At 69.9% G+C, this 13,106-nt stretch carries 10 protein-coding genes; 6 read left to right on the top strand and 4 right to left on the bottom strand.

The annotated features are described in order from the left end of the window. Window positions 1–213: 213 nt before the first annotated feature. From F4560_RS34740 to F4560_RS34730, 3 genes are all read right to left on the bottom strand, one after another. Window positions 214–1,140, bottom strand: a complete 927-nt coding sequence (locus F4560_RS34740; protein WP_184927335.1) for an aldo/keto reductase — start codon at window positions 1,138–1,140, stop codon at window positions 214–216. Window positions 1,141–1,152: 12 nt separating this feature from the next. Further along, on the bottom strand, window positions 1,153–1,908 hold the full coding sequence (locus tag F4560_RS34735; protein WP_184927334.1) for an SDR family NAD(P)-dependent oxidoreductase: 756 nt from the start codon (window positions 1,906–1,908) through the stop codon (window positions 1,153–1,155). Between the two features lie 73 nt (window positions 1,909–1,981). Then, on the bottom strand, window positions 1,982–2,836 hold the full coding sequence (locus F4560_RS34730) for a fumarylacetoacetate hydrolase family protein (protein WP_184927333.1): 855 nt from the start codon (window positions 2,834–2,836) through the stop codon (window positions 1,982–1,984). Between the two features lie 391 nt (window positions 2,837–3,227). On the opposite strand from F4560_RS34730, the gene F4560_RS34725 reads away from it, so the two are divergent. Both F4560_RS34725 and F4560_RS34720 read left to right on the top strand, forming a co-directional pair. Beyond that, window positions 3,228–6,566: a S8 family serine peptidase gene (locus tag F4560_RS34725; RefSeq protein ID WP_184927332.1), complete on the top strand. Its 3,339-nt coding sequence runs from the start codon at window positions 3,228–3,230 to the stop codon at window positions 6,564–6,566. A 102-nt stretch (window positions 6,567–6,668) separates the two neighbouring features. Next, window positions 6,669–7,598: an N-acetylglucosamine kinase gene (locus F4560_RS34720; RefSeq protein ID WP_184927331.1), complete on the top strand. Its 930-nt coding sequence runs from the start codon at window positions 6,669–6,671 to the stop codon at window positions 7,596–7,598. Between the two features lie 307 nt (window positions 7,599–7,905). On the opposite strand, the gene F4560_RS34715 is transcribed toward F4560_RS34720, so the two are convergent. Then, window positions 7,906–8,541, bottom strand: a complete 636-nt coding sequence (locus tag F4560_RS34715) for a DUF3159 domain-containing protein (RefSeq protein WP_184927330.1) — start codon at window positions 8,539–8,541, stop codon at window positions 7,906–7,908. A 140-nt stretch (window positions 8,542–8,681) separates the two neighbouring features. Between F4560_RS34715 and F4560_RS34710 the strand changes: the two genes are divergently transcribed. Genes F4560_RS34710 through F4560_RS34695 form a run of 4 tightly spaced genes read left to right on the top strand, consistent with a single transcriptional unit; the run spans window position 8,682 to window position 13,086 of the window. After that, window positions 8,682–9,899 carry an ROK family transcriptional regulator gene (locus F4560_RS34710; protein WP_184927329.1) on the top strand — a complete coding sequence of 406 codons (1,218 nt, stop codon included), beginning with the start codon at window positions 8,682–8,684 and terminating at the stop codon, window positions 9,897–9,899. 15 nt (window positions 9,900–9,914) lie between these two features. Continuing rightward, window positions 9,915–11,240 (top strand): ABC transporter substrate-binding protein, encoded by a 1,326-nt coding sequence (locus F4560_RS34705; protein WP_184927328.1) that lies wholly within the window; start codon window positions 9,915–9,917, stop codon window positions 11,238–11,240. 2 nt (window positions 11,241–11,242) lie between these two features. Next, window positions 11,243–12,226 (top strand): carbohydrate ABC transporter permease, encoded by a 984-nt coding sequence (locus F4560_RS34700; protein ID WP_184927327.1) that lies wholly within the window; start codon window positions 11,243–11,245, stop codon window positions 12,224–12,226. Beyond that, complete coding sequence (locus F4560_RS34695; protein WP_184927326.1) at window positions 12,223–13,086, top strand: carbohydrate ABC transporter permease; 864 nt, start codon at window positions 12,223–12,225, stop codon at window positions 13,084–13,086. The genes F4560_RS34700 and F4560_RS34695 overlap by 4 nt, the downstream gene beginning before the upstream one ends. Window positions 13,087–13,106: the final 20 nt, after the last annotated feature.

Raw genomic sequence — 13,106 nt, 5'->3', positions numbered from 1 at the left:
ACACGAACACGACCAGATCGATGAACTCCATGGAGTGCCCGAGGACACGAGCAAACGGACGATCACAGCCCAGCAGGCACCGGCTGGCCACCCTGACCTCCAGAGAACGCCAAGTCGCCTGCCTCGGCGCCGCTAGCCCCGGGCCTGAGCCCGGTCAGGGCGTCAGTACGTGCTGTGGGCGCGTGTGGCGGGGCCGACCCGTGACATCCCCGATCACAGCAGTCCTGCCGAGGCCAAGTCGTCCCACAACGCGTCAGGCACCGGTGCGGACGCGGCCGACGCGTTCGCCCGCATCTCGTCCGCCGTCCGCACGCCCAGCAGCACGGACACCACCGCCGGGTGCCGGAACGGGAACGCGATTGCCGCCTGCGGCAGCGTCACGCCGTGCCGCGAGCACACCTCGGCGATCCGCCGCGCCTTCTCCACCAGCGACACGGGTGCGGCCCGGTAGTCGTAGGTGTCCCCCACTTCGGGCCGCGCGAGCAGCCCGGAGTTGAACACTCCCGCCGCCACCACGGACACCCCGCGCGACGCGCACAACGTCAGCAGCTCGGCCCCCGTCTGCTCCAGCACGGTGTACCGGCCGGCGAGCAGCACCACGTCCACGTCGGTCTCGCGGACGAATCGGGCGGGCAGCTCCCACTGGTTCATTCCGACGCCGATCGCCCGGACGGCGCCCTCGGACCGCAGCGCCGCCAATGCGGGCACGGCTTCCGCGATGGCCTGGTCACCGTGCTCGTCCGGGTCGTGCAGGTACACCACGTCGACCCGGTCCAGGCCCAGCCGGTCCAAAGAGGACTCCAGCGACCGCCGCACGCCGTCGGCGCTGAAATCCCACCGCCTGCGGTGCGTCGCGGGCACGGCGAACCCGTTCGCACGGTCCTCACCGCCGCCGGTGCACGGCTCCAACACCCGGCCGACCTTCGTCGACACCACGAACGACGAGCGCGGCTTGTCCGCCAGGAACTCGCCGATCCGCCGTTCGGACAGGCCGAGCCCGTAGTGAGGTGCGGTGTCGAAGTACCGGACCCCGTTGCCCCACGCGGTTTCCAGCGCGCCGAAAGCGTCCGAATCGGACACTTCCGTGTACAGGTTGCCGATCGGTCCGCCACCGAACCCCAGTCGCGGCAAAGGAATCATGACCGTCACGTCCTACTTGTTTCCAGGTGCACGCAGCCGCAGCCCGTGCATGCCGCCGTCCACGGCCAGGACGGTGCCGGCGGTGGAACCGGAGAGCGGACCGGCGAGGTAGGCGATGGCGCCCGCGACCTCGTCCGCCGAGACCAGCCGTCCGTGCGGCTGCCTGGCCTCCAGCGCGGCCCGTTCGGCGGCCGGGTCCGGTGCGGAGTCGAGCAGCCGGCCCACCCACGGGGTGTCGGCGGTGCCGGGCGCCACGGCATTCACGCGGATGCCCTCGCGCACGTAGTCGGCGGCCATGGCGAGCGTCAACGCGTGCACCGCGCCCTTGCTCGCCGAGTACAACGCGCGCTGCGGCAGACCGGCCCAGGCGGCGATGGAGCCGGTGTTCACGATCGCCGCCGACGGCGACTTCTTCAGGTGCGGCAGCGCGGCACGGGCGACGCGCGCCATGCCGACCACGTTCACGTCCAGCACGCGGTGCCACTCGTCGTCCGGGTTCGCGGTCACGTCACCCTGCGCGCCGACGCCCGCGTTGTTGACCACCACGTCGAGCCGGCCGAACCGCTCGACCACCTCGGCGATCGCGGCACGCACCGACGCGTCGTCCGTGACGTCCGCCCTGATGCCGTGCACCGGCGGGTCGACGTCGGGGTCGAGGTCCAGCGCCACCGCGGTCGCGCCCCGTTCGGCCAACAGCCGGGCGGTGGCCAGGCCGATGCCCGACGCGCCGCCGGTCACCACCGCGACCAGTCCTGCGAACTCGCTCACCGCTCCTCCACATCTGTCCACACCGGACGTCCGGTACCGGTGGTCGGTCAGGGTCTCGTCGCGCCGGCCGTCATCAGGCCTGCCCGAACGTCTGCCGCTGCCGGCCCAGCCCGTCGATCTCCAACTCCACCACGTCGCCCGCGCGCAGGTACGGCTTCGGCTCGGGTTGGCCGAGGGCGACGCCGGCGGGTGTGCCGGTGTTGATGACGTCGCCCGGTCGGAGGACGAGGAACCAGCTCAGGTAGCGGACCAGCTCGGCCACCGGAAAGATCATGTTCTTGGTGGACGAGTCCTGGCGCGGCACGCCGTTGACCCACAGCCGCATGCCGAGCGCCTGGGGGTCGGCCACTTCGTCGGCGGGCAGGAGGAAGGGGCCGAGCGGGTTGAACGTCTCGCAGTTCTTGCCCTTGTCCCACTGTCCGCCGCGCTCCAGCTGGAACTCGCGTTCGCTGACGTCGTGGGACAGCGTGTACCCGGCGACGCAGGTCAGGGCCTCGTCGGTGGACTCCAGGTACCGGGCGGTGCGGCCGATCACGACGGCGAGCTCGACCTCCCAGTCGGTCTTCACCGAGTGGCGCGGCACCAGCACCTCGTCGTCCGGGCCGATGATCGTGTCCGGGGTCTTGAGGAACATCACCGGTTCGGACGGGGCCGTCGCGCCGGTCTCCTCGGCGTGGTCGCGGTAGTTGAGGCCGATGCAGACGATCTTGCCGACGCCCGTCACCGGGGGTCCGATCCGCAATCCGTCGACCACGATCGGGTGGAGTTCTTTCGCGGCGAGCGCGGCCTGGGTGCGGGCGATGCCGTCGTCGGCGAGGAACGCGCCGGTCAGGTCGTCGGTCAGGGGCGTCAGGTCGTACGTGAGGCCGTCGTCGGCACGGACGGCGGGACGCTCGGCTCCCGACGGTCCCAGACGCATCAACTGCACGGCAGGCCCTCCTTTACAAACCGGTCGACAGATCGGATGTATAGCCGTCTTGGGTAGGTCCGTCTAGAGGTTGTCCGGATAGTGGTCCGATGAATCCCGGCTACGAAAGGTCGCGATGAAACTCCACCGTGCGGCGTGGACGTCCGCCGCCACGATCGCCGCGCTGCTCGTCACGGTAGCGGTCGGGACACCGCCGGCGGCTGTCCAGGCAGCCGCCGACCCGGCCCACCCTTTCGCCGAGCCCTTGCCACCGAACCGCTCCGGGCACGCGGGCTTCGGGCGGATCGACGGCGCGGAGTTGTCCACAGGTCGGGGCGGAGGACGCGAAAACGTCGGTGCCGGCCGGCAGGATCAAGAACAGGGGACCCCCCGGCGGGGACCCCTGCAAAGCATGACCGGCGCGCCCTCCCAAACCGGTGTGCCCGCTCAAGCCGACGCGTCCACCCAAACCGGGGTGCGGGCTCAAGCCGACGCGTCCGCCCAAACCAGTGTGCCCGCCCAAGCTGACAAGCCTGCTCAAGCCGGTGTGCCCGCCCAAGCTGAGGCGCCCGCCGAAGCCGGTGTGCTCGCCCAAGCCGGTGTGCTGGGTCAAGCCGGCGTGTTCGGTCGACCCGGTGTGTTCGGCCGGCCAGTGCTCGCCCAGCCCGGTGCATCCGCGCAGACCGGTGAGCTTGCCGGCGCCAGCGGGCCGGTCACCGTGTTCGTCGAGTTGACCGGAACCCCGGCCGCCAAGGCGTACGGCGACGAGAAAGCGCGTGGCGCGGGGGATCCGGTGGCTGCCGCCAGGGCCGCCCGGCAGCATACCGAGGATCAAGCCGGCCGGGTCCTGAAAGCGTTGCGAGACAAGGATTCCAGGGCTCGTCAGGTAGCCGGGACGCGTAACGCGGTACCCGGAATGGTGGTTACCTCGGACGCCGCGAAGCTGCGTGAACTGACCGCGTTGCCCGAGGTCAAGACCCTGCGGCGGACCGTGCCGAAGCACGTCCTGAACTCGGGTTCGGTGGAGTTGACCCGCGCGGCTCAGGTGTGGCGGGACACCGGCCGGTACGGCGACGGGGTGCGCATCGGCGTCATCGACACCGGCATCGACTACACGCACGCCGACTTCGGCGGCCCCGGCACCACCGCCGCCTACGACGCCGTCGACCGCACCGCGCCGTGGACCCCGACCGCGAAGGTCGTCGGCGGCCACGACTTCGCGGGCGACGCCTACGACGGCGACGTGCCCGAACGAGCCGTCCCCGCACCCGACACGAACCCCCTCGACTGCCAAGGCCACGGCACGCACGTCGCGGGCTCGGCCGCCGGATACGGCGTGAACGCGGACGGCACGGCGTTCACCGGTGACCACAAGTCGTTGACGCCCGAGGCGGTGGCGGGCATGAGGATCGGCCCCGGCACCGCGCCGAAAGCGTCGCTGTACGCGTTGAAGGTGTTCGGCTGCACCGGGTCCACCAACCTCGTCGGCCCGGCCCTCGACTGGTCCCTCGACCCGAACGGCGACGGCGACTTCGCCGACCGCCTCGACGTGGTGAACCTGTCCCTGGGCAGCGACTTCGGCGGCCAGGACGACCCGGACAGCCTGTTCGTGCGCAAGGTCGTGGAGCACGGCGTGCTGGTCGTCGCGGCGGCGGGCAACGGCGGCGACTTCTACGACGTCGGCGGCTCCCCCGCGAACACACCCGAGGCGCTTGCCGTGGCGAACACGCGGGACGCGTTCGCGATGCTGGACGGCGTCGAGGTGGCCGGCGCGCGGCACTCCGGGCAGTACAGCAAGTACTACACCGGCTACGCCTCCCTGGACCGGACGCTGCCCGTGGTCCCGGTGTCCGAACCGGCGAACGTCGACGGCTGCGCGCCCATCACCGAAGACCTGAACGGCAAGTTCGTGTGGCTGGAGTGGGACGAAGACGACGCGACCCGCGAGTGCGGCTCGGGCGCGCGGACCGACAACGCCGAGGCGGCGGGCGCGGAAGGCGTGCTGCTGACCGCGACGAGCAACAACTTCAAGGCGGGTATCGCGGGTAACGCGGGCATCCCGGCGTTCCAGTTCACCGCCGCCGCGACCGCGGCCGTGCGCCCGGCGTTGGCGGACGGCACGCTCCAGTTGAGGATGCTCGGCTCGCTGCGCAACGCCGCGCCGACGACCACGCCGAACCTGGCGGACACGATGACGCCGTCGTCCTCACGTGGTGCGCGTGGTGTTGCCGCCGCGAAGCCGGACGTCGCCGCGCCCGGTGACACGATCCTGTCCGCCAAGGTCGGAGGGGGTGCCGAGGCGGTCAGCATGGGTGGCACGTCGATGGCCGCGCCGCACGTGGCGGGCATCGCGGCGCTGGTCCGCGAGGTGCGTCCGGAGTGGACGGTGGAGGAGGTCAAGGCGGCGATCATGAACACGGCGGACGGCCAGGTGACCGACGGAGACGACCACACCGCCGGCAAGCCCGAGGCTCCGATGCGGGTCGGCGCCGGGCGGGTGGACGCGTTCGACGCCGTGAACGTCGACCTGCTGGCCATGGTGCAGGACGATCCGGGGACGGTCGGCGTGAGTTTCGGGCCGGTAGAGGCCGCCACGCCGATGTCGGTTGAGAAGACGGTCGAGTTGGTGAACAAGTCGTCCCGGGTGCGTTCGGTGACGCTGGCGCACCAGGACGCGACGACCGTGCCCGGCGCGACGTTCGAGGTGTGGCCGCCGACGGTGGTGCTGCCGCCGGGCGGGTCGAGGACGGCGCGGGTGACGCTCCGGGTCGTGCCCGACGAGCTGCGCAAGGTGGCCGACCCGACGGTGGTGAAGCAGCAGGCGGACGCGGCGAGGCAGTTCCTGGCGGAGGCGTCCGGGCGGCTGCTCGTGCAGTCGGACGACCTCACGTTGCGGGTGCCGGTGTACGCGGCGCCCAAGCCGGTCGGGGACGTGGAGGCGGTGGACCGCGGTGACGGCGCGGTGGTGGTGCGCGGTCGGGTGGTGGCCCAGGGTGAGGGCGATCAGGCGTACCGGTCGCTGGTGAGCGCGTTCGAGTTGCAGGGCATCAGCCCGGAGTTGCCGGCCTGCGCGCAGGGGGTTCAGGTCGACTGCGCGGTGAACGGGTCGGCGAAGGGCGGCGACCTGCGGTACGTGGGCGCGGCGGCGTCCGACGGGATGGTCGCGTTCGGTGTCGCGACCTGGCACGACTGGGTGACGTTGGGTGATACCAACAGTCCGGAGATCGGCATCGACACCGGCGGGGACGGGGTGAACGACTACGTCGTGCGCGCGGTGAAGCCGACCGACGCGCTGGGCCATGTGACGGCGGACGTGTGGCTGGCGCGGACCGTGCGGGTGGCGGACGGCGAGGTGGTGGACGAGCAGCCGTTGAACGGGCAGTACGGCGACGTGGACACGAACGTGATGGACAGCGACGTGGTGGTGCTGCCGGTGACGTTGACGGCGTTGGGCATCGATCCGGCGGCGGCGAGCGCGCGCTTCACGTACACGGCGGGGATGAGGGGTCAGTACTCGGCGCCGGGGAACACGGACGGGTTCGTGGACCGGATCGGGGCGCCGATGTCGTTCGACCCGCTTCGGCCGGGTCTCGGTCTGGCCGGTGGGGTGACGTTCGTGGCCGAGTCGGAGGCGGCGTTGGAGGTGGTGCGTGACGCGGAGTCGTTGGCGGCGGACAAGGCCGACAGCCTGCTTTTGCTGCACCACCACAACGCGTCCGGTGACCGTGCGCAGGTTCTCGCGCCGCGCTGATCCCTTTGATCACGGGCGCTCGCCGTCGATCACGGAGAGCCAGGTCCGGCACTACCCGGTTGGGTGTGCCGGACCTGGTCGGCGCTGGGCATACTCTGGCGAATGGGCTTGGTGGTCGGTCTGGACGCGGGCGGCACGAGCACCCGGGCGTTGGTGCTCGACTTCGACGGCACCCGTTTGGGCGCCGGTGTCGCCGGTGGCGCGAACCCCAACTCCCACCCGCCGGAGCAGGCCGCCTCGCACATCCGTCAGGCGTTGACGGCGGCGTTGGACGGGCTGGACCCGGCGAAGGTCGAGGCGGGCGTGCTGGGCATGGCCGGTTCGAGCAAGCTGACCGATCCGGCGGTGGCGGCGCTGTTCGAGGCGGCGTGGGCCGGTGCCGGGTTGCGGTGCCCGATGCGGGTGATCACGGACTGCGAGGCGGCGTTCGCGACCGGCACGGCGTCACCGGACGGCACGGTGCTGGTCGCGGGGACGGGGTCGATCGCGGCGCGGATCGAGCACCACGAGCTGGTGTCCACCGTCGGGGGTTACGGGTGGCTGCTGGGTGACGAGGGGTCGGCGTTCTGGCTGGGACGTGAGGCCGTCCGGGCGACTCTGGTCGCGTTGGAGCAGGACGAGTCGGACGCCTTGTCCACCGCGGTGCTGGGCCAGGCGGCCATTCCCGACATGCCCCGGCGTGACCAGTGGCGTCGGCTGATCACCGCGGTCAACAACACCCCGCCGATCCGCCTGGCGACGTACGCGCCCCTGGTCACGGCCCACTCCACGGCGCCGTCCGCGGACCGGATCATCACCGCGGCCGTGACCGCTTTGGCCGACTTGGCCGAGGCCGCACGGCCCGAACACGACCGGACGCCGATCGTGCTGGTCGGCAGCCTGATCCACGCGCACCCGTTGGGCGCACGTCTCAAGCGTGAACTGGCGGCTCGCACCCCGGCTCCGGTGCACGTGGCCACCGAAGGCGCCGCGGGGGCCGCTTGGCTCGCCGCCGTCAAGGTCCTGGGCGAAACCGCCCCCCGCCCTGCCTGACCCCTCGCGCGAGTCGAACGTCCAGGCCCCGCGTGTCGAACCTCCAGGCCCCGTGAGTCCTACGTTCGCGTCGCGTGAGTCCTACGTTCAGGACAGGCGTGTCCTACGTTCAGGACCCCCGAATTCAACGCTCAGAACAAAGTGGGCGCGAACGAACGCTGGCCCGGCCCGTCCTGAGCGTTGAATTCGGGGTACGCGAACGTAGGACTCACGCGTTCTGAACGTACGACTCACGGGGTCTGAACGTAGGACTCACGGGGTCTGGAGGTTCGACACGTGGGGTCTGGGGGTTCGACTCGCGCGGAGGTCAGGGGGTGCGGGGGTGGCGTAGGCCGGGGTGGTCGGCGGGGAGGGTTCGGCGGAGGACCCACCAGCTGACGGCGATGCACGCGACCTGGAGTGGCCACGTCAGGGCGGCGCGCATGATGCCGAGAAGGACCACCTCGCCCGCCAGCCACAGGGCGCCGAAGACGAGGACGCGCAGGACGTACTGGGCCACCCACGGCCACGAGGCGAACCGGTAGGCGCGCAGCAGGTCGGGGTCACGGCGCCAGCGGAAGCGTTGGCCGGTGATGAGGCCGACCACCACACCCAACAGCGGCCAGCGGACGACGATGGACGCCGACCAGACCAGGGCCGACGCGGCGTTCAGGAAGATCTGGACCAGGAAGAAGTCCTCGGCGCGGCCCGTCTGGACAGCGACGTACGCGGCCACGACGACCAGCGCGACGGACAGGAGCAGGGCACGGGGACGACCGCCTCGCGCGACACGGACCCCACCTACGACGACACCGCACGCGACGGCGGCAAGAGCACCGACCTCGATCGAACGCCCACCGAGCAGCCACCCCAGCACGAAGGCCAACGGCGGGAGCGAAGCGTCCAACGCACCACCCCGCCCGCCCAGCAGTGCGGCCAGCGACTCCTGACGCGTGTCGGTCATACCTCAAGGGTGCCTTAGGCGTGCCTAACCCAGATAACGGACCCGTCTCGGGCCATTGACGCCCGGTGAGCCCCGTCACTACGGTCTCACCGAGAAATAGTCTGGAAAGTTAACAGACAAGTTGACCGACAGGAGAGACGATGCGAGCCGGGAGCCCGAGGCTGCTGCGCGAGATCAACGACCGCGCCGCCATCGAGGCGCTGCTCCGCAACGGTCCCCTGACCAGGGCGGAACTGGAAGGGATCATCGGCCTCTCGAAGCCGGCGACCGCCCAACTCCTCACCCGCCTGGAAGAGGACGGCACCGTCCTGCGCACTGGTCTGCGCGGCGGAGGCAGGGGCCCGAGGGCGCAGCTCTGGACCGTCAACGGCGCGTTGGCGCACGTCGCCGCGGTCGACCTCACGCCCGACAGCATCGACATCGCCATCGCCGACATCTCCGGCGCGACGCTCACCGAACACCGCGCCCCCATGCCGAAGACCGGCGTGCTGGAGGCGTTCCACAGCGCCGTCACGAAGGCCACCACCCAGGCCGGTCTCACCACCGACGTCCTGAACCACGTGGTCGTGGGCAGTCCGGGTGCGGTGGATCCGGCGACCGGCCTGCTGAACTACGCGCCCCACATGCCGGGTTGGGAGAACAAGAACATCCCCGAGGAGCTGGAAGCCCTCCTCACCACCTCCGTCACGGTCGAGAACGACGTCAACCTGGTCGCCCTCGAAGAAATGATCGCGGGCCGGGCCCAAGGGGTGAAGGACTTCGTCCTGCTCTGGCCCGCCGACGCGGTCGGTGCGGCCGTCGTCGTCAACGGCGTCCTGATCAGGGGCGCGACAGGCGGCGCGGGCGAGATCGACGCCATGCAGGTCCCCGACCACGCGCACGCCGACACGGGCACGCAGCGCACCGGCAGCCGTTACGGCGACCTGATGGCCAGTCCCGCCATCGCCCGCCTGGCCCGCATGCACGGCGTGTCCGCGCGCACGGGTCAGGACGCCGTGGCGAAGGCGTTGAGCGAAGGACCGGCGGGCCGCGAGTTCCTGGTGGACCTCGCCCGCCGCGTCGCCACGTGCGCCGCGAACGTGATCAGCGTGCTCGACCCCGGGCTGGTGCTGCTCTCCGGCGACATCGCGCAGGCGGGCGGCACGACGCTCGCCGACCTCGTCGCCGCCGAACTGCGCCACCTGGTGGTGCCGCGCACCCCCGTCCGACTTGCCCTGGTGACCGGGAAACCGGTGCGTTCCGGCGCACTGCACTCCGCGCTGTCCGTCGTCAGGGAAGAGGTGTTCGGTCTGCCCGCCGCCACGACCGAACCCTTCCGCGGTCCCCAGCAGGGGGCCGCGTCTTCGTCCGCACCTTGAGATGAAGGAGAGCACATGCGCAAGCTCCACCGCGCAGCGTTGCTGAGCATGGCGGCGGCGATGTCCCTCACCGCCTGCGCGGCAGGCTCGGGGAACACCGGGCAGTCAGGGCCGGCGGCGGCTCCCGGTCAGGACGACAAGATCACCCTGACCGTCTGGAGCAACTACTCGGGCCGCGAGCAGGCCGAGGTGACCAAAGCCCTGGAGAGCTTCAAGAAGAAGTTCCCCAACGCCGAGATCCGGCACGAGGGCAGCCAGGACGACGACAAGATCACCGCGGGCATCCGCAGCGGCAACCCGCCGGACGTGGCCATGTCGTTCACCACCGACAACATCGGCCAGTTCTGCTCCAGCGGCTCGTTCCAGCAGCTCAAGCCCTACATCGACCGTGACGGCGTGGACCTCGGCCAGATCCCGGACGCGGTGCGCTCCTACACCGAGTACAAGGGCAACCGGTGCGCGATGCCGCTGCTCAGCGACGTGTACGGGCTGTACTACAACAAGGACATGCTCGCCGAGGCGGGCATCACGGCGCCGCCGAAGACGACGGCCGAACTGCTCGACTTCGCCAAGCGCACCACGAAGAAGGCCGCGGACGGCACGATCGAGGTCGCCGGTTTCCTGCCGACCATGCTGTTCTACGCGAACCGCCCGCCGATCTGGGCGCCGAACTTCGGCGCGAAGTGGGAGACGCCGGACGGCAAGTCGGGGCTCGCGTCACCGGAGTGGGCGGCGATGCTGGAGTTCCAGAAGGAACTCGTCGACTTCTACGGCTACGAGAACCTGGAGCGGTTCCGCGCCGGGCTCGGCCAGGAGTACTCGACCGACCACGCGTTCCACCAGAAGAAGATCGCCATGATGATGGACGGCGAGTACCGCACGGCGTTCCTGGAGGACCAAGCGCCGGACGTCCGGTTCGGCACCGCGCCGTTCCCGACGATCAAGCCGGACCTGTACGGCATCGGCTTCACCACCGGCACGATCATGGGCATCCCGAAGGGCGCGAAGAACCCCGGCGCGGCGTGGGAGCTGATCAAGCACCTGTCGTTCGACACCGGGACGATCGTGGACCTGGCCAACGGGATCAAGAACATCCCGAGCACGAAGGCGGCGCTGGCCGATCCGCGGCTCGAGGTGGACGAGAACTTCAAGACGTTCATCGACCTGGCCCTGTCGGGCAAGCTCCAGGGCAACCCGGTGACGCCGATCGGCGACGCGCACATCAAGGCCATCGGCGACTTCGCCACGTCATGGCAGGCGGGCAAGGTGCCCGATCTGGTGGCGGGGCTGAAGGAAGTCGACCAGCAGATCGACGACCAGATCGCGAAGAGCGGCAAGTAGGGATGACGGCCACGCTGGAGCGCGTGGACGTGGTGCGGCCCGCCCCCGCCAAGGGGCGGTCCCGCTCGCGCGCCCGTCACCGCCTGACCGTGCTGGCGTTCCTGACCCCGGCGATCCTCGGGTTCGCGTTGTTCTTCGGGTACCCGCTGGTGGCGACGATCGGGTTCTCGTTCACCAAGTACGACCTGATCAACCCGCCGGAGTGGATCGGGTGGGAGAACTACGCGTACATGTTCTCCGACAAGCTGTTCCGCGTCGCCGTCTACAACACGCTGTGGTTCGTGGTGGTGCTGACCGTCGCACGCGTGGTGTTCGCGTTGGGTGTCGCGTCGGTGATCGCCCGGTTGAAGTCGGGCGTGGGTCTGGTCCGGACTTTGTGCTACCTGCCGTCGTTGGCTCCGCCGGTGGCCGCGACTTTGGTGTTCTTTTTGGTGATGCGACCGAATGACGGGCCGCTGGATTCCCTGCTCGGGTGGTTCGGGATCGAAGGGCCGCTGTGGTTCGCCGATCCGGTGTGGGCCAAGCCGGGTATCGCGGCGGTGATGCTGTGGGTGTCCGGCGATTTGATGATTATTCTGCTGGCGGCGATCCTGGACGTGCCGCAGGAGCAGTACGAGGCGGCCGAATTGGACGGCGCGGGGCCGGTGCGGCGGTGGTGGCACGTCACGCTGCCGACCATCTCGCCGGTGCTGACGTTCGGGGTGGTGAACTCGATCATCCTGGCGTTGCAGCTGTTCACGCAGGCTGTGGTGGCGGGGTCGGCGGCCAGTGGGTCGGCTGACGTGACCGGGTCGACCAAGGTGCTCGGGTTTCCGGAGAACTCCACGTTGACGTTTCCCGTGTGGCTTTATACGCAGGGGTTCCGGTATTTCGACATGGGGTATGCGGCGGCTATGGCCACCGTGTTGTTCGTCGTTTCGTTCGCTGCGACTGTTGTGCTGGTGCAACGGATCCGTCGGGCCTCGCATCAGGAGGATGGCGCGTGATCGGGGTTGCGCGGGCGCGTGGTTGGCGGGCGCGGGGATGGAAGGGGACGCTCGACTGGGTTGCGGTGCACAGTCTTGGGCTGGCGTTGGGGTTGATGTTCGCGTTGCCGATCGTGTTCGTCTTCCTGACGGCGGTGATGTCGGACTCGCAGGCGTTCACCAAGGATCTGTGGCCCCGGGAGTGGCACTGGGGGAACTTCCTGGAGGTGTTCGAGCAGGCGCCATTGGTGCGGTACCTGGGTAACAGCCTGTTGTATTCGGGGTTGGCCACGGTGGGGATGTTGCTGTCGTCGATTCCGGCGGCGTACGCCTTGGCGAAGCTGCGGTGGCGTGGGCGGAACGTGGTGTTCCTGCTGGTGGTCGGCGCGATGATGCTGCCGCCGCAGGTGGTCGCGGTGCCGCTGTACGACACGTGGTCGAGCATGGGGCTCACCGGGACGCTGTGGCCGTTGATCGTGCCGTACTTCCTGTTCGACGCGTTCAGCATCTTCCTTTTGCGCCAGTTCATCCTGACCATCCCGCAGTCCTATGTGGACGCGGCGCGGGTGGACGGGTGCACGGAGTTCCAGGCGTTGACGCGGATCGTGGTGCCGATGGCGCGGCCGGGTATCGCGGCGACCGCGTTGTTCTGCTTCCTCTACACGTGGAACGACTACTTCGGCCCGCTGCTGTACACGAGCGAGAAGCCGGACCAGTGGACGTTGTCGCTGGCGCTGGCGTCGTTCAAGGGCATGCACCACGTGCAGTGGAACCTGGCGATGGCGGTCACGTTGCTGATCATGGTCCCGGCGGTGGTGCTGTTCGTGTTCGCGCAGCGCTCGTTCGTCCGGGGCATCACATTCACGGGGGTCAAAGGGTGAAGGCATTCACGGGGGTCCAA

The organism is Saccharothrix ecbatanensis (genome assembly GCF_014205015.1).
GTDB lineage: Bacteria > Actinomycetota > Actinomycetes > Mycobacteriales > Pseudonocardiaceae > Actinosynnema > Actinosynnema ecbatanense.
This window is presented reverse-complemented; position numbering and strand designations above follow the sequence as displayed.